This is a genomic window from Geodermatophilus sp. SYSU D00684 (assembly GCF_054050455.1).
This window is the reverse complement of the sequence record NZ_JBJGZI010000001.1, coordinates 113,685-138,142: the sequence shown is the minus strand read 5'-3', so window position 1 is coordinate 138,142 and position 24,458 is coordinate 113,685. Positions and strand designations below refer to the sequence as shown.

At 77.2% G+C, this 24,458-nt stretch carries 21 protein-coding genes and 1 riboswitch; of the genes, 15 read left to right on the top strand and 6 right to left on the bottom strand.

Going from position 1 to position 24,458, the window contains the following annotated elements; translation table 11 throughout:
• Positions 1-9: 9 nt before the first annotated feature.
• Positions 10-4,236 (top strand): alpha-(1->3)-arabinofuranosyltransferase domain-containing protein, encoded by a 4,227-nt coding sequence (locus tag ACI79L_RS00665; RefSeq protein WP_456934919.1) that lies wholly within the window; start codon positions 10-12, stop codon positions 4,234-4,236.
• A 7-nt stretch (positions 4,237-4,243) separates the two neighbouring features.
• Here the strand turns inward: ACI79L_RS00665 and ACI79L_RS00660 are convergent, their stop codons facing one another.
• From ACI79L_RS00660 to ACI79L_RS00650, 3 genes are all read right to left on the bottom strand, one after another.
• Entirely contained in the window at positions 4,244-5,416 is a 1,173-nt protein-coding gene (locus tag ACI79L_RS00660) for an acyltransferase family protein (RefSeq protein WP_456934918.1), read from the bottom strand.
• A 5-nt stretch (positions 5,417-5,421) separates the two neighbouring features.
• Positions 5,422-7,281 (bottom strand): hypothetical protein, encoded by a 1,860-nt coding sequence (locus tag ACI79L_RS00655; protein WP_456934917.1) that lies wholly within the window; start codon positions 7,279-7,281, stop codon positions 5,422-5,424.
• Positions 7,282-7,372: 91 nt separating this feature from the next.
• Positions 7,373-8,002, bottom strand: a complete 630-nt coding sequence (locus ACI79L_RS00650; RefSeq protein WP_456934916.1) for a TetR/AcrR family transcriptional regulator — start codon at positions 8,000-8,002, stop codon at positions 7,373-7,375.
• A 111-nt stretch (positions 8,003-8,113) separates the two neighbouring features.
• On the opposite strand from ACI79L_RS00650, the gene ACI79L_RS00645 reads away from it, so the two are divergent.
• From ACI79L_RS00645 to fmdA, 7 genes are all read left to right on the top strand, one after another.
• On the top strand, positions 8,114-9,445 hold the full coding sequence (locus tag ACI79L_RS00645; protein WP_456934915.1) for an MFS transporter: 1,332 nt from the start codon (positions 8,114-8,116) through the stop codon (positions 9,443-9,445).
• A gap of 116 nt (positions 9,446-9,561) precedes the next feature.
• The gene (locus ACI79L_RS00640; RefSeq protein ID WP_456934914.1) at positions 9,562-9,711 is read left to right on the top strand and encodes a hypothetical protein; all 150 of its coding nucleotides are present in this window, start codon (positions 9,562-9,564) and stop codon (positions 9,709-9,711) included.
• Between the two features lie 37 nt (positions 9,712-9,748).
• The gene (locus ACI79L_RS00635; RefSeq protein WP_456934913.1) at positions 9,749-11,278 is read left to right on the top strand and encodes a gluconokinase; all 1,530 of its coding nucleotides are present in this window, start codon (positions 9,749-9,751) and stop codon (positions 11,276-11,278) included.
• A gap of 16 nt (positions 11,279-11,294) precedes the next feature.
• Positions 11,295-12,761 (top strand): GntP family permease, encoded by a 1,467-nt coding sequence (locus tag ACI79L_RS00630; protein WP_456934912.1) that lies wholly within the window; start codon positions 11,295-11,297, stop codon positions 12,759-12,761.
• A gap of 76 nt (positions 12,762-12,837) precedes the next feature.
• Entirely contained in the window at positions 12,838-14,412 is a 1,575-nt protein-coding gene (locus ACI79L_RS00625; protein WP_456934911.1) for a glutamate synthase-related protein, read from the top strand.
• A 137-nt stretch (positions 14,413-14,549) separates the two neighbouring features.
• On the top strand, positions 14,550-14,828 hold the full coding sequence (locus ACI79L_RS00620; protein WP_456934910.1) for an FmdB family zinc ribbon protein: 279 nt from the start codon (positions 14,550-14,552) through the stop codon (positions 14,826-14,828).
• 125 nt (positions 14,829-14,953) lie between these two features.
• On the top strand, positions 14,954-16,207 hold the full coding sequence (gene fmdA, locus ACI79L_RS00615) for a formamidase (protein WP_456934909.1): 1,254 nt from the start codon (positions 14,954-14,956) through the stop codon (positions 16,205-16,207).
• A gap of 57 nt (positions 16,208-16,264) precedes the next feature.
• On the opposite strand, the gene ACI79L_RS00610 is transcribed toward fmdA, so the two are convergent.
• Positions 16,265-16,447, bottom strand: a complete 183-nt coding sequence (locus ACI79L_RS00610) for a hypothetical protein (RefSeq protein ID WP_456927949.1) — start codon at positions 16,445-16,447, stop codon at positions 16,265-16,267.
• 149 nt (positions 16,448-16,596) lie between these two features.
• Between ACI79L_RS00610 and ACI79L_RS00605 the strand changes: the two genes are divergently transcribed.
• Complete coding sequence (locus tag ACI79L_RS00605) at positions 16,597-16,905, top strand: hypothetical protein (RefSeq protein ID WP_456934908.1); 309 nt, start codon at positions 16,597-16,599, stop codon at positions 16,903-16,905.
• Positions 16,906-16,981: 76 nt separating this feature from the next.
• Positions 16,982-17,737 carry an AmiS/UreI family transporter gene (locus ACI79L_RS00600; RefSeq protein WP_456934907.1) on the top strand — a complete coding sequence of 252 codons (756 nt, stop codon included), beginning with the start codon at positions 16,982-16,984 and terminating at the stop codon, positions 17,735-17,737.
• On the opposite strand, the gene ACI79L_RS00595 is transcribed toward ACI79L_RS00600, so the two are convergent.
• Together ACI79L_RS00595 and ACI79L_RS00590 are read right to left on the bottom strand one after the other, a co-directional pair.
• Positions 17,734-18,357: an FMN reductase gene (locus tag ACI79L_RS00595; protein ID WP_456934906.1), complete on the bottom strand. Its 624-nt coding sequence runs from the start codon at positions 18,355-18,357 to the stop codon at positions 17,734-17,736. The genes ACI79L_RS00600 and ACI79L_RS00595 overlap by 4 nt on opposite strands.
• On the bottom strand, positions 18,354-19,514 hold the full coding sequence (locus tag ACI79L_RS00590) for an LLM class flavin-dependent oxidoreductase (RefSeq protein WP_456934905.1): 1,161 nt from the start codon (positions 19,512-19,514) through the stop codon (positions 18,354-18,356). The genes ACI79L_RS00595 and ACI79L_RS00590 overlap by 4 nt, the downstream gene beginning before the upstream one ends.
• A gap of 360 nt (positions 19,515-19,874) precedes the next feature.
• Here ACI79L_RS00590 and ACI79L_RS00585 point away from each other — a divergent pair, with 360 nt between their 5' ends.
• The 5 genes from ACI79L_RS00585 to ACI79L_RS00565 all read left to right on the top strand — a co-directional run bounded on the left by ACI79L_RS00585 (position 19,875) and on the right by ACI79L_RS00565 (position 24,432).
• Positions 19,875-20,672 (top strand): hypothetical protein, encoded by a 798-nt coding sequence (locus tag ACI79L_RS00585; protein ID WP_456934904.1) that lies wholly within the window; start codon positions 19,875-19,877, stop codon positions 20,670-20,672.
• 151 nt (positions 20,673-20,823) lie between these two features.
• Positions 20,824-20,984, top strand: a riboswitch (cyclic di-AMP (ydaO/yuaA leader).
• Positions 20,985-21,263: 279 nt separating this feature from the next.
• On the top strand, positions 21,264-22,154 hold the full coding sequence (locus tag ACI79L_RS00580; RefSeq protein WP_456934903.1) for an aggregation-promoting factor C-terminal-like domain-containing protein: 891 nt from the start codon (positions 21,264-21,266) through the stop codon (positions 22,152-22,154).
• 7 nt (positions 22,155-22,161) lie between these two features.
• The gene (locus ACI79L_RS00575) at positions 22,162-22,821 is read left to right on the top strand and encodes a class I SAM-dependent methyltransferase (protein WP_456934902.1); all 660 of its coding nucleotides are present in this window, start codon (positions 22,162-22,164) and stop codon (positions 22,819-22,821) included.
• A 23-nt stretch (positions 22,822-22,844) separates the two neighbouring features.
• On the top strand, positions 22,845-23,687 hold the full coding sequence (locus tag ACI79L_RS00570; RefSeq protein ID WP_456934901.1) for an SDR family NAD(P)-dependent oxidoreductase: 843 nt from the start codon (positions 22,845-22,847) through the stop codon (positions 23,685-23,687).
• Positions 23,688-23,703: 16 nt separating this feature from the next.
• A complete protein-coding gene (locus ACI79L_RS00565) occupies positions 23,704-24,432 on the top strand; it encodes a DUF72 domain-containing protein (protein WP_456934900.1) in 729 nt (242 codons plus the stop codon).
• The last annotated feature ends 26 nt before the right edge of the window (positions 24,433-24,458 follow it).

Here is a 24,458-nt window from a genome sequence, read left to right as displayed (position 1 = left end):
CCCGGGGTCGTGACCGCCGCTCCGCCGACGACCGAGCCCGCCGGGACCGCCCCGGCGGGCTCGGTCGCGTCGCGGGGGCCGGACCGCCCGCCGCGGGGCCCCGGGTCGACGGCGCTGCTGCGGCGGCTGCGGTTGGCGATCGTCTGCACCGCCTTCCTCGGGCTGGCGCTCACCCAGTCGCCGGGCCGGGTCGTGCCGGACACCAAGCTCGACCTCGCCGTCGACCCGGCCGGGTTCCTCGGCCGCGCCCTGCGGCTGTGGGAGCCCGAGGGCTTCGCCGGGCAGGTGCAGAACCAGGCCTACGGCTACCTGTTCCCGATGGGCCCCTTCTCCGCCCTCGGCGACGCGGCCGGCCTGCCGGCCTGGGTGGTGCAGCGGCTGTGGTGGGCGCTGCTGATGAGCACCGCGTTCCTCGGCGTCGTCGTCCTGGCCCGGCGGCTGGGCATCGGGACGCCGGCGGCGGGGATCGCCGGCGGGCTGGCCTACGCGCTCGCCCCGCGCATGGTCACCGCCCTCGGCGCCACCTCGGTGGAGGTGGTCCCGATGGCGGTGGCGCCGTGGGTGCTGGTGCCGCTGGTCGGCGCCGCCGCGGCCCGCTCGCCGCGGCGGGCGGCCACCCTGTCCGGTCTGGCGGTGCTCTGTGCCGGCGGCGTCAACGCGGTGGCGGCCGCCGCCGTCCTCCCGCTGCCGGTGCTCTGGCTGCTCACCCGGCCCGGCGGGCCGCTGCGGCGCCGGCTGGCCGCCCGGTGGGCCGGCGCGGTGCTGCTGGCCACCGCCTGGTGGGCCGGTCCGCTGCTGCTGCTCGGCCGGTACAGCCCGCCGTTCCTGGACTACATCGAGAACGCCGACGTCACCACCGCGCCGACGGACGTGCTGTCGGTCCTGCGCGGCACCGACCACTGGCTGGCGTACCTCGGCTCGGCGACCGGGCCGCTGTGGCCGGCCGGCTGGACGCTGGTGGCCGAGGCCCTCCCGGCGGCCGGGACGCTCGTCCTCGCCGCGGCCGGCCTGTGGTCGCTGGCCCGCCGCGACCTGCCCGAGCGCACCTGGCTGGTGCTCGGCCTGCTCGCCGGGGTCGCGCTGGTGACGCTGGGCCACCTGGCGACCGTCGACGGGCTGCTCGCCGGCCCGCTCAACGCCGCCCTCGACGGGCCGCTGGCGCCGCTGCGCAACGTGCACAAGTTCGACCTCGTCCTGCGGCTGCCGCTGGCGCTGGCCCTGGCGCACCTGGTCGGCGTCCTCGCCCGGCGGTCCCGGCAGCGGCCCGGCCGCCGGCCGGCGTGGCTGACCGAGTGGGTCCCCGCGTGGCCCGGCCGCTGGCCGCACCCGGCGACGCTGCTGGTCCGCGGCGTCCTCACGGTCGTGGTGGCCGCGCTGGCCGCCACCGCCTCACCCGCGCTCGCGGCCCGCCTCGCGCCGCCGACCGGCTTCGAGGAGGTCCCCGGGTACTGGGCGGACGCGGCGCGGTACCTGGCCGCCGAGCAGCCCGCCGGCCGCGCGCTGCTGGTGCCGGCGTCGTCGTTCGGCACCTACGCGTGGGGCAGCCCGCAGGACGAGCCGCTGCAGCCGCTGGCGGACTCGCCCTGGGACGTCCGCAACGCCGTCCCGCTGACGCCCGAGGGGCACATCCGCGTCCTCGACGCCGTGCAGCGGCGGCTGGAACGCGGCGAGGGCTCGGCGGGGCTGACCCGCTTCCTGGCCCGCGCCGGCTTCTCCCACCTGGTGCTGCGCAACGACCTGGACACCGGCGCGGCGGGGTCGGCGCGGTCGGTGGTGGTGCGCCAGGCGCTGCGGGACTCGCCGGGCATCACGCCGGTCGCCGCCTTCGGGCCGGCGGTCCCCGAGGCGCCCTACGTCGACGGGATCTCCCTGGACGCCGGCCTGGTCGAGCCAGCTCCCGCGGTCGAGGTCTACGCCGTCGAGGACCCCGCGCCCCGGGCGTGGACCGCGCCGCTGGCCGACGCCGCGGTGGTCGGCGGCGGGCCCGACGCGGTGCTCGCCCTGGAGGACCGCGGCCTGGTCAGCGACCGGCCCACGGTGCCGGCCGGCGCGGCTCCCGACGGCGCCGGGCCGGCGGTGGTCAGCGACGCCCTCGTGCGCCGCGAGCGCAGCTTCGGCCGCATCGACGGCGCGACGTCGGCCGCGCTGTCCCCGGACGACCCGCGGCGCCTGACCGGCCCCGCCCGGGACTACCGGGTCGAGCACCCCGCGCAGGCGGAGACGGTCGCCCGCTACGCGGGCGGCACCCCGAGCGCGTCGGGCTCGGCGTCCGACGCCGGCGCCCTCGGCGGGTCCGACCCGGCCGCCGCGCCGTGGGCCGCGCTGGACGGCGACCCGGCCACCGCCTGGCGACCGGCCCTCGCCTACGGCGGTCAGGGTCCCTCCTGGTGGCGGGTCACCGCCGACGCCCCGTTCCGTGCCGCCGGCGTCACGATCACCCTCGCCGCCGACACCGCCGACGACCCGCCGGCCGCCGTCCGGCTCACGACCGACACCGGCACCGTCACCCGGCCGCTGCGCGCGACCGCCGACCCGCAGGACCTGCCGCTGCCCGCGGGCACCACCCGGACCCTCACCGTCGGCGTCGACCCCGCGGACGGCGACCCCGGCGACGGGCTGGCCCTCGCCGAGGTGGACCTGCCGGGGGTGACCGTCACCCGCTCGCTGGTCACCCCCGTCCCCGACGGCGAGGTCGCGGCCTGGGCGTTCGACGCGCTCGGCCCGGACGGCACCGCCTCCGGCTGCGTCGTCGACGCCGGCGGGGACCCGCGCTGCGCCGCCGTCCTCGCCGCGGCCGCCGAGGAGACCGCGGGCCTGGACCGGGTGTTCACCGCGGCCGCGCCCACCGACGCCGACCTGGCGCTCACCGCCCGGCCGCGCCCCGGCCCGGCGCTGGACGCGCTGCTCTCCGACGCCGGCGGGGCGGGCGTCCGCGCCACCGCCAGCAGCACCGCGGTCGACGACCCGCGGGCGAGCGCGCTGGCGGCGGTCGACGGCGACCCGGCGTCCGCCTGGCAGGCCGCGGCCGGCGACGACGCCCCGACGCTGACGCTCACCTGGCCCGCGCCGCGCACGGTCGACTCGCTGCGGGTGGTCACCACCCCTGGCCTGGCCGCCTCCTTCCCGACGGCGGTCACCCTCGTCACCGGCGGGCTGCCGCGCACGATCGCCCTCGACGACGACGGCACCGCCCGCTTCGCCCCGGTCACCACCGACCGGCTGGAGGTGCGCTTCGCGCTGCCGCTCGAGCTGCGGACCTTCGACCCGGTCACCCGCTTCGTCACGCCGCTCGGCGTGGGGGTGAGCGAGCTCGAGGCCGGCGGCCCGGCGCGGCCCCTCGACCCCGGCGCCGAGGTCACCGTCCCGTGCGGCGACGGCCCGGTGGTCACCGTCGACGGGGAGCGCCGCGAGACCACCGTGCGGACCACGGTCGGCGCGCTGCGCGCCCTCGAGGAGCTGGACCTGGAGCTCTGCGACGACCCCGGCGTCACGCTGGCGGCGGGCGGGCACCGGCTGGTGGCCACCGGCACCGACGTGCTCGCCGTCCGCTCGGCGACGCTCACCGCCGCGGCCCCCGGCCCCGCGCCCGGCCGGGAGGCGGCCGACGTGACCCGCTGGGACGCCGAGCACCGCGCCGTGCGGGTGGCCGCCCGGGACGAGCCGACGCTGCTCGTCGTCCCGGAGAACACCAACCCCGGCTGGCGGGCCACCCTGGACGGCGAGGTGCTGGGCACCGTCGCCGTCGACGGGTGGCAGCAGGGCTACGTGCTCCCGCCGGGCGCGGCCGGGACGGTGACGCTGGACTTCCTCCCCGGCACGGCCTACCGGGCCGCGCTCACCGCCGGCGCCGCGGCGGTGCTCCTGCTGGTGCTGCTCGCCGTCCTGCCGGTGCGCCGGCCGCGGCCCGTGCCGGCCCCCGGGCGCCGCGGCCGCGGCGGGCAGCTGCTCGTGGTGCTCGCCGCCGTCGCCGGCACCGCGCTGGCCGGCGGGGTCGTCGGCCTCGCGCTGCTCGCGGTCGCGGTGGCGGCCGGGGCAGCGCTGCGCACCCGGCGGGCGGCGGTGCTCGGTGGCGCGGCCGCCGGGGCGGTGGCGGTCGCCGGCGTCCTGCTGCTCGCGGTGCCCGACGCGACCGGCACCGCCCGGCAGGTGCTGGCGCTGGCCGCGCTCGCGGCGGTGGTGGCCGCGGCGCTGCCCGCGCCCCGGGTCCGGCGGCCGCGGCTCCGCGCCGCGGACTGACCCGGCCTCAGGGGGCCAGGGTCTGCGCCTCGTCCTCGTCCCGCGCGACCGCCCCGTCGGCGGGGCGGGCCGGCGGCCGGTCCGGGACCACGGGGCGCAGCCGCTCCACCAGCGGCCGCTCGAGGAACCGGTAGGAGACGGCCGCCGCGGCGACCGAGACCACGAGCGTCCCGCCGAGGACCACCGGCAGCGGGTGCGCGAACAGGTCCCAGAAGGTGACCAGCAGCAGCAGGTGGAAGAGGAAGACGCCGTAGGAGATCTCCCCGGCCCAGTGCATCGGCCGGCTCGCCAGGAAGCGGCGGGCCCGGCCGGCGGTCTGGTCGCCGAGGACCAGCGGCACCAGGGCCAGGGCGGCGACGCCGGTGTAGAGCGCGTGCTTGACCACCACCTGCGCCCCGGTCAGCGGCTGGTCGATCGCCACCGAGCCGGTGAGCGGGCTGGCGGCGACCCAGAACAGCGCCGCTGCGCCGGCCCAGCAGGTCCACGGGCTCGACGCCAGCACGTGCGCCAGGCGGACCGGCCCCCAGCCGGGCGGCGAGACGGTCAGGATCGCGGTGGCCATGCCGGCGGCGAACCAGGGCAGGTAGGCCGGCAGCCACAGGGTGAGCGAGGCGAGGACCAGCGGGTCGCTCGCCGCCCACAGGCTCCAGACGGACCCGAGCACGGAGAGCACCCCGAGCGCGGCGACCAGCCGGGCCGGGCGCCACCCGCCGCACACCGCCAGCAGGCCGCGGACCAGCAGCGGCAGCAGCAGGTAGAAGGCGACCTCGGTGCAGAGGCTCCACGCGTGGTCGAGGCCCTCGGCGTGCCAGTCGCGGGAGTAGATCTGGGTGAGCGTCAGGAACCGCAGCCAGTCGCCGGGGGTGGCGTCCTGGTTGCCCGGCAGGAACAGCAGCGCCAGCGCCACGCACAGCCAGTAGGCCGGGAGGATGCGCAGCGCCCGCCGCCACAGGAACGCCGCGGTCCGGGGCGCCGGGCGGCCCTCGGCCGCGGCGCGGAACAGCGGCTGGGACAGCAGGAAGCCCGACAGCGTGAAGAACACGGCGACGCCGACGTCGAGCCGGGCGAGGGCGAACCCGCCGAGGTCGGGGGTGTAGGACCCGCTCCAGAACGCCGCGTGGGTGGTGACGACGGCGAGTGCGGCCAGCGCGCGCAGGCCGTTGAGAGCCGGGTAGCGCACCGCGCTCAGCCCCCGCCCGGGGCCAGCGGGCGGGGCGTCCCCACCGTCACCGCGCCCACGCAGACCGGCACCGACGGGTCGTCGACGGTCACGACGACCTCGCCGACCGGCCCCTCGGCCTGCAGGAACAGGTCGTGCAGCCCGGCGCCGACCAGCGCGCCGCCGACCGTGCCGCCGGCCTGCACGGTCACCGCGTTGCCCGCACCGGCGATGTAGGCGACCTGCACGATCCACCGCCCGTCGGGCACCGGCTCCTCCAGCGGGACGGTCACGGGGCCCTCGGCCACCCGCCAGCCGCAGTCGGGCACCGGGCCGGCCTCCGACGTGCCCGCGGGGGCGACGGCGGCGAGTTGGCCGCGGCCCCGGTCGTCGAGCGCGGCGAGCTGGTAGGCGATCTCGCCGACGGACTGGAAGTGCGGCTGGGCGGGCAGGCCGGAGAGGACCACCGACGCCCGGTTCGCCGGCGCCAGCGCGGCCGGGACGACGTCCTCGGGCACCGTGGTGTCGGCGAGTACCAGGTCCGGCCGGCCGACGACGGAGCCGCGGGCGCCGTCGACGTAGTCGCGGGTGGCGTTGACCGACCAGTGCTGCGCGAACCCGGCCGTGGACAGGACGCAGCCGACGGCGAGCGCGGCGGCGACCGCGGTGCCCAGCGCCGGGCGGGCGAGCCGGCGGGCCGGCAGCCGCGCGGTCCGCGGGCGCAGGACCGGCGGCGCGCCGCGGACCGGCAGCGTCGCCAGCGCCAGGCCCAGGGCGGCGAGCAGCGCGACGGTGGCCGGCGGCACCGTGTCCGCGGGCAGCCCGCCGGTCACGGCCGGGCCGTCGGGCGCGGCGGCCTCGGCGAGCAGCACGACCGCCCCGGCGACGGCGGTGAGCGCCCACGCGCGGAGCGCGCCGCGCCGCAGCACGACGCTGCCCAGCACGACGGCGGCGACCACGAATCCCGCGCCCACCACCAGCGCCTGCGGCGGCGCCGGGACGGCGAGCGGCAGGGCCACCGGCCGCCAGACCCACGGGCCGCCGACCAGGCCGGGCAGCACCGTCCGGGTGACCTCGCCGCCGAGCCCGGCCGCGGCCCCGCGCAGCGCGTCGCCGTCGACGAGCGGGCCGGCACCGGTCGGCAGGCGCGCGAGCAGCCCGACGGCGGCGCCGGCGGCCTGCGCCGCCCAGGCGGCGGGCTGCGCGGCGAGGGCGCGCAGCCCGCCGCGGACCGGGCCGGCCGTTCCCCACAGGAGGGTGGCGGCGAGCAGCAGCAGCGGGACCAGCAGCGCCCAGCCGGTGAACAGCAGCCCGGCCGCGACGGCGAGCCCGGCGGCCACCGCCGGCCCGGGCCGGCCGGTGCGCAGCGCGCGGAGGTGCCCGGTGACGGCGGCGAGCAGGCACAGCTGCACGGGCAACTGCACCAGCGCAGCGCTCCACCACAGCCCGCCGACCAGGGGCAGGGAGCTGGCCAGGTAGACCGTCAGCGGCAGCAGCACGGCCGGGCGGCGGCCGAACAGGTCGACCAGCAGCCGGTAGAGCAGCACGTCGACGGCGAGCTGCCCGGCCAGCACCAGCGTCACCAGCCCCGCCCACGCGTACGGCGCCACCGAGGCCACGCCGCCGGCCAGCGCCGCGGCGCCCGGGGGGCCGGGCACCTCGGGGGTCAGGCCGAGGAGGTGGGCGGCGGGGAGGAGGTCCTGCCGGGTGAGCCAGCCGCCGGCCGCCGTCCAGGCGCGGGCGGTCAGGGACAGGGCCACCAGCAGCGCGGCCAGCGCGGGGACGAGCGCCTCGCGCTCGACGCGCAGCGACAGGACCGGGCGCCGGTCGGCCGCGGGCGACGCGTCCCCAGGGGCGTCGGTCCCGACGTCCGCCGCTGTGGTCATGGGCCTCCGATCCCCGTGAGCCAGGTCCCGGGGCAGCGTAGGACCCGCCGGTACCGCGCGGTATCCCGGTGGCGGGTGACCGCCGGGCGGCTCAGCGGCGGGCGACGAGACCGACGAGCACCTCGGTGGCGACGTCGGTGTCCTCGGCCAGCGAGCCGGCCTCGCCGCGCTCGACCCGGACGAGCATGAGCTCGTTGAGCCCGCCGACGGCGGCGACGACGAGGGCCCGGTCCACCGCCCGGACCTCGTGGGGGTACCGCTCGGCCATCTCGGCGGCGACCCCGCGGATCAGCTCCACGTAGCGGTCGATGACCTGCCGCCGCAGGGTGAGCGCGTGCCGGCCGGCGGCCTGCACCTCCACCAGCGCCGCCCAGGCCACCTCCGGGTTGGCGGCGAGCACCTCCAGGTAGGCCCGCACGGCCGACCGCAGCCGGTCCCGCCAGGCCAGCCCCTCGGCGGCCGCCCGGTCCTGCGCGGCGTGCACGGTGGCGAGCATCTTGTCGGTGGCGCGGGTGTAGAGCTCGAGGAGGCAGTGCTCCTTGTCGCGGAAGTGCGCGTAGACGACGGTCTTGGACACCCGGCCCTCGCGGGCGATGTCGGAGATCGTCGTCGCGCGGTAGCCCTTCTCGGCCATGCAGGTGGCCAGCGCGAGGAGGATGCGCACCCGGCGGTGGGCGTCGTCCTCGCTCAGGTCCTCGGGGGAGACCAGTGCTGCGACCACCTCCCGATCCTAGGGCCGGGCACCCCGGGTCCGGGCCGTGCGCGGGCGCGCCGTGAGGCGACTCACCGCGGTACCGGGAACAACCGGTCCGCGGGAGCTGTCGTCCCCTCAGTGACGCCCCCGACCGCCGCCCGCACCCCGCTGCGCGCCTACGCCGTCTGGCTCACCGCGCTCGCCGCCTACGTCGTCGCCGTGTTCCACCGCGCCTCGCTCGGCGTGGCCGGGGTGGAGGCGCAGGAGCGGTTCTCCGCCGGGGCGTCGGCGGTCTCGCTGTTCCTGGTGCTGCAGCTCGCGGTCTACGCCGGGCTGCAGGTGCCGGTCGGGGTGGCGCTGGACCGCTTCGGCTCGCGCCGGCTGATCGTCGCGGGCGGGGTCACCATGGCCGTGGGCCAGCTGGTGCTGGCGCTGGCCACCGACGTCCCGACCGCGGTCGCGGCCCGCGTGCTGGTCGGCGCCGGCGACGCGATGACGTTCATCAGCGTGCTGCGGGTGATCGGCTTCTGGTTCCCCGGCCGCACCGTCCCGCTGGTCACCCAGCTCACCGGCATCCTCGGCCAGCTCGGGCAGGTCGTGGCCGCCTACCCGCTGGTCGCGCTGCTGCACACCGCGGGCTGGCGCAGCACCTTCCTCGGCGCGGCGGCGGCCGGGGTACTGGTCGTCGTCCTGGTGCTCGCCACGCTGCGCGACGCCCCGCCCGGCGTCGCGCCCGCCACCCCCGCGGGGCTGGCCGAGGTGCGCCGCAACCTGGCGCTGACCTGGCGGGAGTCCGGCACCCGGATCGGCCTCTACACCCACCTGGTCACCCAGTTCTCCGGCACGGTCTTCGCGCTGCTGTGGGGCTATCCCTTCCTCGTCGTCGGCCAGGGGCTGTCCCCGGCGACGGCGGCCGGGCTGCTCACCCTGCTGGTCGTCGTCGGCATGGGGGTGGGGCCGCTGCTCGGCCGGCTGTGCGGGCGCTGGCCGCTGCGCCGCTCGGTGCTGGTCCTCGGCATCCTCGCCGTCACCGCCGCCACCTGGACCGTCGTCCTGCTGTGGCCCGGCCGCGCGCCGCTGTGGCTGCTCGTGCTGCTGGTCGTCGTGCTCGGTACCAACGGCCCCGGCTCGATGATCGGCTTCGACTACGCCCGCACCTGGAACCCCGCCGAGCGGCAGGGCAGCGCCAGCGGCGTGGTCAACGTCGGCGGCTTCGTCGCCTCGCTGCTGACCATCCTGGCGATCGGCGCGGTGCTCGACGTCCTCACGCCCGGTGCCTCGACCGCCTACGACCTCGGCGCCTTCCGCGCCGCGTTCGCCGTCCAGTACCTGTTCTGGGCGATCGGCCTGGTCGGCGTGCTGCGCCACCGCCGGGCGCTGCGGGCGCGGCTGGCCCGCGACGGCGTCGTCCTCGCCCCGCTGGTGACGGCGGTCGGCGCCCGGCTGCGCGGCGGGTCCGCCTACCGCTGACCGGGCCGCGACGGGCGCCGTCCCGGCGGCCGGTCCGCCAGGATCGGGCGACGTGGAGGCCACCGGTCCCGACGCCTGCAGCCCCGAGAGCCGGCACGACCTGGCGGTCGCGGCCGGTGTGCTGCTCGCCGGCGCGCTGCTGGCGGCGGCGGGATCGCGCCCTCGGCGCCGGCGGCGGGCTCTCCTGGCTGGTGGGGGCCCTGGTCGGCGGGATCGCGGCGTCGTGCCTGAACGCCTGGGTGCTGCTGGTGGAGATCCAGCGCTGACCTGCGGCCCCCTGGGGGCGCGGGCAGGATCGCCCGCATGGACGTCGTGGTCGGGCTGGACAGCGGGACGACGGCGACCAAGGCGGTCACCGCCGGCACCGACGGGCGGGTGCGCGACCTGGTGAGCGTCGGCTACCCGCTGTCGGTGCCCGCCCCCGGCCGCGCCGAGCTCGACGCGCACCGGGTCGCCGACGCCGCCGTCGAGGCGCTGGCCGCCGTCAGCCGGGCCGCCCGCGAGCGCGGCGACCGGGTGGTCGGGGTCTGCCTGTCCGCGGCCATGCACGGCCTGGTCCCCATGGACGACGACGGCCGACCGCTGGGCCCGGTCGTCACCTGGGCCGACGACCGCGCCGCGGGATTCGCCGAGGCCCTGCGCGCCGACGGCCGCGCCGGCGGGCTGCACACCCGCACCGGGACGCCGGTGCACCCGATGTCCCCGCTGCTCAAGCTCGCCTGGCTGCGCGCCGAGGAGCCCGGCCGGCTGGACGCGGTGCCGCGCTGGGGCGGGGTCAAGGAGCTCGTCGTGTCCGCGCTGCGCGGCGGGCCGCAGGTCCTCGACCGCGCCTGCGCCTCGGCCACCGGCCTCTACGGCATCCGCACCGGCACCTGGGACGCCGAGGCGCTGCACGTGGCCGGCGTCCGCCCCGGGCAGCTCGGCGAGGTCCTGCCGACGACGACGGTGCTCGACGGGCTGCGCCCGGAGGTCGCCGCGGCCACCGGCCTGCCCGCGGACACCCCGCTGGTCCTCGGCGCCTCCGACGGCGTGCTGGCCAACCTCGGCATCGGCGCGGTCCGCCCCGAGGTCGCCGCCGTGTCGCTGGGCACCAGCGGCGCGATGCGCGTCGTCGTCCCGGCGCCGACCGTGGACCCGGCGCACCGGCTGTTCTGCTACGCCCTCACCGACGACCAGTGGGTGGTCGGCGGCGCGGTCAACAACGGCGGCTCGGTGGTGCGCTGGGCCGCCCAGGCGCTGGCCGAGGGGGAGGCGGTCACGGGGGAGGACGCCGACGCCCTCGACGCCCGGCTGCTCGAGGAGGCCGCCGCGGTGCCCGCGGGCAGCGCCGGGCTGCTGTGCCTGCCCTACCTGCTGGGGGAGCGGGCGCCGTGGTGGCGGTCCGGGCTGCGCGGGGCGTACGTCGGGCTGCGCCGCGAGCACCGCCGGGGGCACCTGGTGCGCGCCGCCGTCGAGGGCGTGTGCCAGCAGCTGGCGCTCGTCCGCGACGCGTTCTCGGCCACCGGCCTGCCCGTGACCGAGGTCCGCGCCACCGGAGGGGCGGTGGCCTCGCCGCTGTGGGTGTCCACCCTCGCCGCCGCGCTGGACCTGCCGGTGCGGGTCGCCGACTCCCCGGAGGGCACGGGGCTGGGCGCCTGCCTGCTCGGCCTGCACGCGCTCGGCGCGCTGCCCGACCTCGACGCCGCCACCGCGCTGGTCGGCGTCTCCGACCCGGTCGAGCCAGACCCGGCCGCCGCGGACCTCTACCGGCACACCCGACCGCTGGTCGAGCGGTCCACCCGCGCGCTGGAAGACGTCCTGCGCGCCCTCGACGCCCTCGACGACGAGGGCTGAACCCCAGGAGGACCCCATGCCCGAGGTCGAACCGGCTCTGGGAGCCGGGTGGCTGTTGCTCATCGCGGCGGCAGCCGTGGGCGTGCTGCTGTTCCTGATCATGAAGCTCAAGCTGCACGCGTTCCTGGCGCTGATCCTGGTCAGCCTGCTGACGGCGCTGGTGGCCCAGGTCCCGCTCGAGGACGTCGTCACCACCCTCACCGAGGGGTTCGGCGCGACCCTGGCCAACGTGGCGCTGCTGGTCGGCCTCGGGGCGATGCTCGGGCGGCTGCTCGAGCACAGCGGCGGGGCGCAGGTGCTCGCCGACAGCCTCATCGGGCGCTTCGGCGAGAAGCGCGCCCCCCTGGCCCTGGGCGTCGCCGCGCTGCTGTTCGGCTTCCCGATCTTCTTCGACGCCGGCCTCGTGGTCTTCCTGCCCATCGTCTTCACCGTCGCCCGCCGGCTGGGCGGCTCGCTGCTCACCTACGGCCTGCCGGTCGCCGGCGCCTTCGCCGTGATGCACGCCTTCGTCCCGCCGCACCCGGGGCCGGTCGCGGCGGCCGAGCTGATCGGGGCCGACATCGGGCTGGTCCTGGTCTTCGGGCTGGTCGTCGGCCTGCCCACCTGGTACCTGGGCGGCTACCTGTTCGGCCTGTGGGCCGGGCGGCGCTTCGACGTCGCGGTGCCGCCGTCCGAGGACGACCCGGCCACGGGCGCCGCACCGGAGGCCCCCGAGCCCACCGTGGCCGGGACCGCGCCGGGCACCGCGGGCGCCTCCGGCGGACGCCGGACCGGGACGGTCACCCGTCCGGCGCCGCCGCGCTTCGGCACCGTGGTCGGCATCCTGCTGCTCCCGCTCGTGCTGATCTTCCTCAACACCGGGCTGACCACCCTGGCCACCGCGGGTGCGCTCGAGGAGACGTCGTTCCTCGTGCGCGCGGGTCAGCTGCTCGGCGCCACCCCGGTGGCGCTGCTGATCACCGTGCTGGTCGCGATCGTGGTGCTCGGCCGGCGCCGCGGCGAGAGCGGTGCCCAGGTCGAGTCGATCGTCAACAGCGCCCTGGGCCCGGTCTGCGCGATCATCCTCATCACCGGCGCCGGCGGCATGTTCGGGGGCGTCCTGCGGGCCAGCGGCATCGGCACGGCGCTGGCCGACGTCCTCGGCGACATCGGCCTGCCGGTGATCGTGGCCGCGTTCGTGGTCTCCGTGCTGCTGCGGGTGGCGCAGGGCTCGGCCACGGTCGCCCTCACCACGACCGCCGGCCTCATGGCCCCGGTGGTCGAGGCCAGCAGCGGGCTGTCCTCCATCGACCTGGCGCTCATCGTCCTCGCGATCGCCGGCGGGGCCACCGTCCTCTCGCACGTCAACGACTCCGGGTTCTGGCTGGTCAGCCGGTTCTTCCAGATGGACGAGAAGACGACGCTCAAGACCTGGACCGTCATGGAGACGCTGCTCGGGACGCTCGGGTTCGTCTTCGCGCTCGTGCTCAGCCTCTTCCTGTAGACCCCGGACCCCGGGCGGCCCACCATGGCTGTCCGGGGTCCGCCCGGGGTCCGCAGCGGCGCGGAAGGGGAGTGCGATGAGGGGTGCGGCGCGGGCCGCGGTGGCCGGACTCGGGGCGCTGGCGGCGGTGGCCGCCCGGGACCTGGTGCAGCGGGAGCACACCGTGCTCCGCAACTTCCCGGTGATCGGGCACGCCCGCTACCTGCTGGAGGCGATCGGCCCGGAGCTGCGGCAGTACCTGGTCGCCGGCAACAACGAGGAGCGGCCGTTCACCCGGGACCAGCGGCGCTGGGTGTACGCCTCGGCCAAGCGGGAGAACAACTACTTCGGGTTCGGCACCGACAACGACCTCGAGTTCACGGCGGGCTACCCGGTGATCAACCACCGCACGTTCGGCCGCGCCGTGCCGCCGTCCCACCCGCACTCGGCCGCCGACGTCGCGCTGCCCTCGGCCAAGGTGCTCGGCGGCCCCCGCGGGCGGGCCCGGGCGTTCCGGCCGGCGTCGGTGGTGAACGTGTCGGCGATGAGCTTCGGCTCGCTGTCCGGGGCCGCCGTCGAGGCGCTCAACCGCGGCGCGGCGCTGGTGGGGTGCCTGCACAACACCGGCGAGGGCGGGCTGTCGGTGCACCACCGGCACGGCGGCGAGCTGGTGTTCCAGATCGGCACCGCCTACTTCGGCTGCCGCGACGAGGCCGGCCGGTTCGACCTGCAGCGGCTCAAGGACCTCGTGGCGTCCGCCCCCGTGCGGGCGCTGGAGGTCAAGCTCAGCCAGGGCGCCAAGCCCGGGCTGGGCGGGGTGCTGCCGGCGGCGAAGGTCTCGGCCGAGATCGCCGCCGCCCGCGGGGTGCCCGAGGGCGTCGACTGCGTCAGCCCGTCGCGGCACGCGGAGTTCACCGACACCGACAGCCTGCTCGACTGGGTGGAGCTGCTGGCCGCCGAGACCGGCCTGCCCGTGGGCATCAAGTCCGCCGTCGGTGACATGACCTTCTGGGACGAGCTGACCGGGCTGATGGCCACCACCGGCCGCGGCGTGGACTTCGTGACCGTCGACGGCGGTGAGGGCGGCACGGGGGCCGCGCCGCTGATCTTCACCGACTCGGTGTCGCTGCCCTTCCAGCTCGGCTTCGCCCGCGTCTACTCGACCTTCGCCCGCCGCGGCCTGGCCGAGCAGGTCACGTTCGTCGGCGCCGGCAAGCTCGGCCTGCCCGACAACGCGGTGGTGGCCTTCGCCCTCGGCTGCGACATGGTCAACATCGCCCGCGAGGCGATGCTCGCGATCGGCTGCATCCAGGCGCAGAAGTGCCACACCGACACCTGCCCGACCGGCGTCGCCACCCAGAACGCGTGGCTGGCGCACGGCCTGGACCCGGCGCTGAAGTCGGTGCGGCTGGCCAGCTACGTGGCCACCCTGCGCCGGGACCTGCTCAAGGTGGCCGAGGCGTGCGGCGTCGAGCACCCGGGGCTGATCGACACCGGCTCGGTGGAGGTGCTCACCGGCCGGACGGCGTCCCGGCCGCTGGCCGAGGTCTACGACTACGAGCCCGGCTGGGGGCTGCCCTCGGCCGCCGACCGCGCGGAGATCGTCCGGATCATGACGGCCGAGGCCCCGCAGGGCGGCTCCGCGGCGCCGTCGGAGGACGCCGTCCGCTGAGTACACCCGCCGTCACCGTCCGGGGGCCGCGGGTCGCGACGCGCTACGGATGGGGCCGAAGGTCCCGCCGGTCCGTCCGGGCCCGCCACTAGCGTCGCCCGCTCCCGAGTGGTCCCGACTTCCCCGCGGAGGCCTCGATGGCGGCCTACCTGTACCGGTGCCCGGCGTGCGGCCCCTGGGAGGTGCGGCGGCCCATCGGGACCGCGCAGGCCTCGGAGGCGTGTCCCACGTGCGGCGACACCGGCCGGCGCGTCTACACCGCCCCGCTGCTGGCGCGCACCCCGGCGCCGCTGGCCGCGGCGCGGGCGCGCGAGGAGGCCAGCGCCGACGCGCCCGCCGTGACGACGGCCGTGCCGCCGGCCCCCCGCCGCCCGGTGCCGCGCGACCCCCGGTGGAGCGCCCTCCCGAAGCCCTGACCAGCCCGCGCGGCGGCCACTGGGCCGGGCCGCCGTCGCCTCCCCGGCTCCCGCGCGGAGCCGCCGCGAACGGCCCGCGGACGCGGGTCGGCCCTCCCGTCAACGGAGATCGGAGTGTGGGGGACATGCCAGACGTCGTCTTCACCGTCGACCAGGCCAAGTCCATGCGCGACCAGGCCGTCCCGGGGCACAACCGGTGGCACCCGGACGTACCCGTCGCCACGATGGTCCGGCCCGGGCAGGACATCCGGGTGGAGTGCCGGGAGTGGACCGACGGCCAGATCGGCAACAACGACTCGGCGAACGACGTCCGCGACGTCGACCTCAACCGGGCGCACATGCTCAGCGGCCCGATCGGCGTCGAGGGGGCCGAGCCCGGTGACCTGCTGGTGGTCGACATCCTCGACCTCGGCCCGGTGCAGGCGCCGCAGGAGTACGGCGACGCCCCCGGCCAGGGCTGGGGCTACACCGGCATCTTCGCCAAGGCCAACGGCGGCGGCTTCCTGACCGACTACTTCCCGGACGCCTACAAGGCGATCTGGGACTTCCACGGCCAGGTGGCGACCTCCCGGCACATCCCGGGCGTCCGCTACACCGGCCTGACCCACCCGGGGCTGTTCGGCACCGCGCCGTCGGCCGACCTGCTCGCCCGGTGGAACCGGCGGGAGAAGGCCCTGGCCGACACCGACCCCGACCGCGTGCCCGCCCTCGCGCTGCTCCCGCTGGAGGACCAGGTCCTCGGCGGGACGGCGTCCGGCGACGTGCTGGACGGCATCGCCCGGGACGGCGCGCGCACCGTGCCGGCGCGGGAGAACGGCGGCAACCACGACATCAAGAACTTCAGCCGCGGTTCCCGCGTCTTCTACCCGGTGCACGTGAAGGACGCGAAGCTCTCCGGCGGCGACCTGCACTTCAGCCAGGGCGACGGCGAGATCACGTTCTGCGGCGCCATCGAGATGGGCGGGTTCATCGACTTCCACATCGACCTGATCAAGGGCGGCATGGAGACCTACGGGGTGACCACCAACCCGGTGTTCATCCCGGGCAACGTCGAGCCCCGCTACTCGGAGTTCCTGACCTTCATCGGGGTCTCGGTCGACCACGAGGAGGACCGCAACCTCTACCTGGACGCGACGCAGGCCTACCGCAACGCCTGCCTCAACGCCGTCCGGTACCTGCAGAAGTTCGGCTACTCCGGCGAGCAGGCCTACCTGCTGCTCGGCTCGGCGCCGATCGAGGGCCGCGTCAGCGGGGTCGTCGACATCCCGAACGCCTGCTGCTCGCTGTACCTGCCGACGGCGATCTTCGACTTCGACGTGAAGCCGTCGGCGTCGGGGCCGGCCCGTGCCGACCGCGGGCAGTGCGCCGTCACGTCCTGACCGCCCGGCGGGTCCCGGCGCACGCCGGGACCCGCCCGCCCGGGCCGGGCGCCGCTCTCAGGCGGCGTCCGGCTCCGGGAACGGCTCGGGGAAGGGCCGGCGGACGGAGGGCCGGGCGGTCACCACGACCGGCCCGCCGCAGTTCCAGCAGGTCGGGTCGTCGTCACCGTCCTCCGTCACGTCCTGCCCGCCGACCTCGCACGGCGCGCACGTCCACACCACCTCGACCCGGAGTTGCACGGATCGCTCCTCACACGAGCACTGCACGGCTCCCGGCTGTTCGAGGCCGGGACGTGGAGTACCCGGCGCGCCGTCCGCCCAACCGGGTCCGGGGGTCACCGACCGTGCCGGGAGGGCCGGGGCCGCGGGGGAGGGGGAGGAGGCGAGAGGTGAGCGGGGAGGTGCCGCGGATCGAGCGCCACGAGGCGGCCGACCGCGCCGGCAAGGCCGCGCTGCGGGCGGCGCACGACCTCACCGAGGGGCTGTCGTCGGGGGAGCCCGACGACGTGCCCGAGCCGGTCGTCGTCCGCCGGGGCGGTCCGCACCGCTCGGTCGGCGGGCTGGCCGACCTGATCGACAGTGCCCTGCAGGAGAACGAGGCCCTGCAGGAGAACGAGGCCCTGCAGGAGGACGGGGCCCTCGAGGAGGACGAGGCCGTCCGGGAGAACGAACGGGAGTCCGGGGAGCCCGGCTCCTGACCGCCGGCGCGACAGGCGCCGGCACCAGCCACGGGGGACGTCCGCACCGTCGCGGGATCCGAGGAGATGACCGCACATGGGAGCCGTGGGACTGCTGTACGTGGGAGCCGTCCTGGTCGTCAACGGCCTGATGCTGCTGGGGCGGGTGGACGCGCGCGCCGCCGCCCCGCTCAACCTGTTCGTCGGGGCGCTGCAGGTGGTGACGCCGACGGTCCTGATCATCACGGCCGACGGGGACCCGGCCACGATCCTGGCCGCGTCGGGCCTCTACCTGTTCGGCTTCACGTACCTGTACGTGGGGATCAACCTGCTCGGCGGCCTCGACGGCACGGGGCTCGGCTGGTTCTCCGCGTTCGTGGCGGCGTGCGCGCTGGTGTACGCCGGGCTCAGCTTCTTCTACGTCGTGCCGCGGGACCCGGGCTTCGGCGTGATCTGGCTGTACTGGGCCGTGCTCTGGGCGCTGTTCTTCGTCGTCCTGGGGCTCAAGCGGGAGGAGTTCACCCGGTACACGGGCGCGATCGCCGTGGTCGCCGGGCTGCTCACCGCCGCCCTCCCGGCGTTCCTGCTGCTCACCGACTCGTGGGCCGACTACACCGGCACGTGGGCGGTCATCCTGGCCATCGTCCTGGCGGCCAGCCTGGTGCTGGCCTACCCGCGGCTGCGGGGACGTCCGGAGCCGGCCGTGCCGCCGTCCGCGCCGGTGCCGGCGGGGCCGCCGGCCGCGCCGGAGGGCGTGCCGGTCGCCCGGCAGGCCCCCGAGCGCGACCGGGCGCGGCACGCGGACCCGCGTGGCGGCGGGTCGTCCCAGGCGCCGGTCCAGGACCGGTCCTAGGCGGTACCCCGCAGCAGGTCCTCGAAGGAGGGGACGTCGGCGAAGGGGTCGGCCGGGCGGGCCGACGCCGGCCGGCCAGTGACGACGTCGGCCAGCTCGCCGGCCGCGCGGGTGATCCGTGCGGTCAGCTCCTGGCCGGCGCCCTCGCCGCCGGCCCAGTCCTCGCTCGCCGCGAAGACGGCCGTCGGCACGGTCACCGCGCGCAGGTAGCCGAACAGCGGCCGCATCGCGTGCTCGAGCACCAGCGAGTGCCGGGCGGTGCCGGCGGTCGCCGCGAGTAGCACCGGCGTGCCGGTGAGCGCGTCCTTGTCCAGCACGTCGACGAAGGACTTGAACAGGCCGCTGTAGGAGGCGGTGAACACCGGCGTGACCGCGATGACCGCGTCCGCGCCGGTCACCGTCCCGACCACCGCGCGCAGCGCCGCGTTCGGGAACCCGGTGACCAGCGCGTCGGCGACGTCGCGGGCGTGCTCGCGCAGCTCGACGACCTCGACGGTGGCGTCCTCGCCGCGCTCGCGCAGCGCGGCGACGGTCGCCGCCGCGAGCCGGTCGGCCAGCAGCCGCGTCGACGACGGGACGCCGAGCCCCGCGCTGACGACGGCCAGGGTGCGGGTGGTCATCGGACGGACACCTCCGCGCGGGCCTGCCCGGTGACGTCGTCACCCGCGGCGTACACGGTCGAGTCCTGCGCGCCCCCGCGGGCGGCCACCCGGGCGGCGTGGGTGGGGGCGTCGGGCACGTGCGCCGGCTTGAGCGCGGCGAACTCGCGGCGCAGCACCGGCACGACCTCCTCGCCGAGCAGGTCCAGCTGCTCGAGCACGGTCTTCAGCGGCAGGCCGGCGTGGTCGATGAGGAACAGCTGCCGCTGGTAGTCGCCGACGTAGTCGCGGAAGCCGAGCGTGCGCTCGACGACCTGCTGCGGGCTGCCCACGGTCAGCGGCGTCTCCCGGGAGAAGTCCTCGAGCGAGGGCCCGTGCCCGTAGACCGGCGCGTCGTCGAAGTAGGGCCGGAACTCGGCGACGGCGTCCTGGCTGTTCCGCCGCATGAACACCTGCCCGCCGAGGCCGACGATCGCCTGGTCGGCGGCGCCGTGGCCGTGGTGCTCGAACCGGGACCGGTAGAACTCCACCATCCGCTGGGTGTGCTCCTTCGGCCAGAAGATGTGGTTGTGGAAGAAGCCGTCGCCGTAGTAGGCGGCCTGCTCGGCGATCTGCGGGCTGCGGATCGAGCCGTGCCACACGAACGGCGGGACCCCGTCCAGCGGCCGCGGGGTGGAGGTGAAGCCCTGCAGCGGGGTGCGGAACCGGCCCTGCCAGTCGACGACCTCCTCGTCCCACAGCCGGCGCAGCAGCGCGTAGTTCTCGACGGCCAGCGGGATGCCGTTGCGGATGTCCTGGCCGAACCACGGGTAGACCGGGCCGGTGTTGCCGCGGCCCATCATCAGGTCGACGCGGCCGTCGGCGAGGTGCTGCAGCATCGCGTAGTCCTCGGCGATCTTCACCGGGTCGTTCGTGGTGATCAGCGTGGTCGACGTCGACAGCTGCAGCCGGGAGGTCTGCGCGGCGACGTAGGCCAGCGTGGTCGTGGGGGAGGACGAGAAGAACGGCGGGTTGTGGTGCTCGCCGAGCGCGAAGACGTCGAGGCCCACCTCCTCGGCCTTCTTCGCGATGGTGACGACGGCCTTGATCCGCTCCGCCTCGCTCGGCGTCCGCCCCGTCGTCGGGTCGGTCGTGACGTCGCTGACCGTGAAGACCCCGAACTGCATCTCGTGCTCCATGTGGTTGAGAGTGCAACTACTGTACCCCGCCCAACGAGCCGCCCCCGCCGGGCATTCCCCCCGGGGGCCGTGACCGTACTGAGACCTCTCGACCGCGCACGGTGACCGGCCCGGCACGTCCGGGCGCGACCGGTCCGCACGTCCCGCGCCCACCCGTGTCGGCCCGTTCGGCCGCACCCGGCGGGTGGAACTCTGTGATCACCCCCCGCCGGCGTGCCGGTGGGGGACCGGATCGGAGCGCACCGAGGGGGAACCGGGATGTCGCTGCGGGGACAGGGAGCTGCTCCGGACGGGGCTGGGGACGGCCCCGCCGAACCGCCTCCGGGACGCGGGCTCGACGGCCTGCTGGGCACCGGGCCGGTGTTCACCGGGGCGGTGCGCGGCTACGACCGCCTGCAGGTCGACGACTACGTCGCCTGGGCGGAGACCGAGCTGCTGGTCCTGCGCCGGGAGAACGAGCACCTGCTCAGCCGCTACGCCGCCGCGTCGGCCGAGCTGCAGAACGCCCGCCGCCGGCTGGCCCAGCTGGTCCGCGAGCGGCAGAGCCTGCCCGGCCCCGAGGACGCCGCCGCGATGATGCGCCGGGCCGAGGAGGCGGCCGCCGCGCTGACCGCCGCCGCCGAGGAGGAGGCCGGGCGGATCCGCGCCGAGGCGCTCACCGAGGCACAGGCCCGGCTGTCCGGGGTGGCCGAGATGCGCGAGGCGGTGCTCGCCGCCCGCGAGCAGACCCGCAGCGAGGCCGCCGCGATCCTGGAGGCCGCGCGCCGCGAGGCGGCCCGGCTGGAGGAGGGGGCCGCCGCCGAGCGCGCGCGGCGGGACCGCGAGGCCGCCGAGGCGCGGGCGCGGGCCGACGCCGAGGCGCTCGAGCGCCGGTCCGCCGTCGAGGCCGAGCTCGCGCCCCTACGCGACGAGCGCGACCGGGCGCGCGACTGGCTGCGCCTGCTGACCGGGCAGCTGGACGAGGCGCTCGCCGTCGTCACCGGGGTCGTGCCCGACGACGTCCACGCCCTCGGCGACAAGCGGGGCCTGCCCCGCCTCGGGGAGGACCCGGCGCCCGAGCCCCGCGCGGGGGCGCGTCCGGCGCCGTCCGCCACGGACGTGTCCGACGTGACACCTCTGCACGGTCCCGGCCGACCCGAGGTCGCCGCGGCCTCCTGACCAGCGGTGACGCGGAGGTGCGTTCCGGGACGGGGGAGTCCGCACCACGCGTCCCGACCGCACCTCCGGCCCCGGCCGTTGTCACGAACCGGTAACGACCGTACGGTGGCTGGCGTCCGGCAGGTCGTCAGGTCCCCGTCCCGGGGAGCCCGGCCGGACGCCGCCGAGTCGTGTCCGCACCCGTGGACGCGAGCCGGGGACCCACCGCAGTACTGGGGTGAATCGCGCCCGCCGAGCTCCGGCCCGGCGCGCGTAGGGCTCCTTCCCGCCCGAACCCGTCAGCTAACTCGGTAGGCGGCTCACGGAAGAAACGGAGAGTCTCCGCATGCCCCGCCTCCGGGCCGAAGCGGCCCGCAGGTGCAGCTGCCCGCGCGCACACCGCGCCCCCGCGTCCGCCTGACGCCGGCCGCCCCTGCCCTGCCGCTCCCTGCGACGACGTCGCCGGGGACCCCGTACCGCCACACCCCCCCAGACCCGCGCCGCACCCGCACGCCCGAGGTCCGCCTCCGGGCCGCTGCCGCGCGCACTCTCCCTCGGAGCCCTCACCCCCTCATGTCCCGCCACGTCCCGAACACGCCTGCCGACGCCCCCGTGACCGTCGAGCTCGCCACCCCCGACGTCCTCGCCGACACCGCCACCCGCGAGCTGCCCGCGCTCGCCGACGCCGCCGAGCCGGCCGCCGAGGCCCCCGCCCGCCGGCGCCTGTTCCGCCGCGGCAGCCCGCCACTGGGCCCGCGCCGCCCGGCCCTCCTGCTCGGCGCCGCCGCGGCCGGCGCGCTGATCGTGGGCGTCGTCTCCACCAGCGGCCCGGCCGCCTCCGCCGGCACCGACACCGCCGGCACCGCGGTCAGCGTCGCCGACGAGCTGGGCATCCCGCAGCAGCAGGCCGCCGCGCAGGCCGCGACCGCCCCCGACCTGACGACGCTGGCCGACGTCGCCGCCTCGCGCGCCGAGCGCAGTGCGCAGGAGGCCGGTGCCGCCCAGGCGCAGCTCGCCGCCGAGCAGGCCGAGCGCGACCGCCAGGCCGCCGAGGCCGAGGCCGCCCGCGTCGCCGCCGAGGCCGAGGCCGCCCGCGTCGCCGCGGAGCAGGAGGCCGCCCGCCAGGCCGCCGAGGCGCAGGCCGCCGCCGAGGCCGCCGCCGCGCAGCAGGCCGCCGAGGAGCAGGCCGCCGAGGAGGCCGCGCCGGCCGCGCCCTCCGGCTCCTTCAAGGACTACGCGCTGAGCAAGGTCGGCAGCGGCGAGCAGTTCTCCTGCCTGGAGAAGCTGTGGGGCAAGGAGAGCGGCTGGAACCCCAACGCGCAGAACCCCACCAGCACCGCCTACGGCATCCCGCAGTTCCTGGACTCCACCTGGGCCAGCACCGGGATCGCCAAGACCTCCGACGGCTACCGCCAGATCGACGCCGGCCTGATCTACATCGAGGAGCGCTACGGCTCGCCGTGCGACGCCTGGGCGCACTCGCAGGCCACCGGCTGGTACTGATCCCCAGGTGATCCAGCGAGGGCCGGCCACCCGGGTGGTGCCCGCGGGGTTCGTCCGCGCGCACACCCAGGTGCGCCGGCCCTCGCTCGTCCCCGAGGTGCGGCTGCACGTCGCCGACGACGTCGTCGCCCTGTGGGAGGCGATGGAGACCGCGGCCGGCGGGGCGGGGGAGGAGCCGCCGTTCTGGGCGGCCGCCTGGCCCGGCGGGCAGGCGCTGGCCCGCCACCTGCTCGACGCGCCCGCCACCGTCGTGGGCCGCACGGTGCTCGACCTCGGGTCGGGCAGCGGCCTGGTCGCCGTCGCCGCCGTCCTCGCCGGCGCCCGCCGGGTGCTGGCCAGCGACGTCGACCCGTTCTCCCGGACGGCGGTCGGTGTCAACGCCGGCCTCAACGGCGTGACCGGCATCAGCGTCACCGGCGACGTGCTGGACCGGGAGCCACCGGCCGTCGACGTCGTCGTCGCCGGGGACGTCTGCTACGACCGGGAGATGACCGGGCGGGTGCTGCCCTTCCTCGACCGGGCGCGGGCCCGCGGCTGCGCCGTGCTGATCGGCGACCCCGGCCGCCCGTACCTGCCGCACGAGCGGCTGGAGCCCGCCGCGGTGTACGAGGTCCCCGAGACCGAGGGGCCCGGGCTGCGCCGGACGACGGTGTGGCGGCTGCCCTGAGCGCCGCCGGATACGGTCGCCGCGTGCGCCCCTACGCCTTCACCGGTACCGCCGTCGTCACCGGGGCGGCCAGCGGCATCGGCGCCGCGCTCGCCCCGCGGCTGGCCGCCCGCGGCACGGACCTCGTGCTGCTCGACCGCGACGCCGAGCGGCTCGAGGGCGTCGCGGCGGCGGTCCGCGCGGCCTCCCCGGGCCGGTCGGTGGACACTGTCGTCGCCGACCTCGCCGACGCCGGGCAGCTGCGCGAGGCCGCCGACCGGGTCGTCGCGGGTCACCCGGCGACGACGCTGCTGGTCAACAACGCCGGCGTCGCGCTGGGCGGGCGGTTCGACCAGGTGACCCTCGAGGAGTTCGAGTGGGTCATGGACGTCAACTTCCGCGCCGCCGTCCGGCTCACCCACGCGCTGCTGCCCACGCTGAAGGGGAACCCCGGGTCGCACCTGGTCAACGTCTCCAGCCTCTTCGGGCTCATGGCGCCGGCCGGGCAGGCGGCGTACGCGTCGAGCAAGTTCGCCGTCCGCGGGTTCACCGAGGCGCTGCGGCACGAGCTGGCCGAGGACGGCGTCGGCGTGACCAGCGTGCACCCCGGCGGCATCGCCACCCGGATCGCCGAGACCGCCCGCGTGGCCAGCGGTGCCGACCCCGCGGAGGCCGAGCGGGGCAAGCGCGAGTTCGCCAGGCTGCTGCGCTACCCGGCCGACCGCGCCGCGCAGCGGATCGTCGAGGCGGTGGAGCGGCGCCGGCCGCGGCTGCTCATCGGCGCCAGCGCCGTCGTCCCCGACGTCCTGGTGCGGCTGGCGCCGGGCTCGTACGGGCGGGTGCTCGCCGCCGCCACCCGGCTGGCCGGCCTGCGCCGGGCGGCCTGACCCCGCGGGGTCCCCGGTGACCGTCCACGTCGGCACGTCGGGCTGGAGCTACGACCACTGGGAGGGCGTCCTCTACCCGCCGGGGACGCCGTCCCGGGACCGGCTGGCCCACTACGTCCGCCGGTTCGGCACCGTCGAGCTCAACGCGAGCTTCTACCGCTGGCCGCGCACCGCGACCTTCGCCGGGTGGCGGCAGCGGCTGCCCGAGGGCTTCCAGCTGTCGGTCAAGGCCCCGCGCGGGCTGACCCACGCCAAGCGGCTGTACGCCCCCGAGGCGTGGGTCGAGCGGATGACCGCGGCCTGGCACGAGCTGGGGCCCCGGCGGGCGGTGCTGCTGGTCCAGCTGCACCCGGCCGCCGCCCGCGACGACGCCCGGCTCGACCACTTCCTCGGCCTGCTGCCGGACTGGATGCGGGTGGCCGTGGAGTTCCGCCACCCGAGCTGGCACGACGAGGACGTGTTCGCGCTGCTCGAGCGGCACGGCGCCGCCTACTGCGTGATGAGCGGCGCCGGCCTGCCGTGCGTGCTGCGCGCGACGGCGCCGTTCGTCTACGTCCGGCTGCACGGGCCCGACGCCGCCCACCTGTACGCCGGCTCCTACCCCGACGCCGACCTGCGCTGGTGGGCCGACCGGATCGGCGAGTGGGCCGGGCAGGGCCGCGACGTCTACGCGTACTTCAACAACGACGGGTACGGCCACGCCGTCCGCAACGCCGGGACGCTGCGCGCGCTGACCGGCGGCTGAGGTCCGCAGCCGCGAGACTGGGCCGG

Coding starts and splice junctions, on each gene's coding strand:
- ACI79L_RS00655 (WP_456934917.1), bottom strand. CDS start 7,281: ATGACCACAGCGGCGGACGTCGGGACCGACGCCCCTGGGGACGCGTCG.
- ACI79L_RS00635 (WP_456934913.1), top strand. CDS start 9,749: ATGGACGTCGTGGTCGGGCTGGACAGCGGGACGACGGCGACCAAGGCG.
- ACI79L_RS00630 (WP_456934912.1), top strand. CDS start 11,295: ATGCCCGAGGTCGAACCGGCTCTGGGAGCCGGGTGGCTGTTGCTCATC.
- ACI79L_RS00625 (WP_456934911.1), top strand. CDS start 12,838: ATGAGGGGTGCGGCGCGGGCCGCGGTGGCCGGACTCGGGGCGCTGGCG.
- ACI79L_RS00620 (WP_456934910.1), top strand. CDS start 14,550: ATGGCGGCCTACCTGTACCGGTGCCCGGCGTGCGGCCCCTGGGAGGTG.
- fmdA (WP_456934909.1), top strand. CDS start 14,954: ATGCCAGACGTCGTCTTCACCGTCGACCAGGCCAAGTCCATGCGCGAC.
- ACI79L_RS00600 (WP_456934907.1), top strand. CDS start 16,982: ATGGGAGCCGTGGGACTGCTGTACGTGGGAGCCGTCCTGGTCGTCAAC.
- ACI79L_RS00595 (WP_456934906.1), bottom strand. CDS start 18,357: ATGACCACCCGCACCCTGGCCGTCGTCAGCGCGGGGCTCGGCGTCCCG.
- ACI79L_RS00590 (WP_456934905.1), bottom strand. CDS start 19,514: ATGGAGCACGAGATGCAGTTCGGGGTCTTCACGGTCAGCGACGTCACG.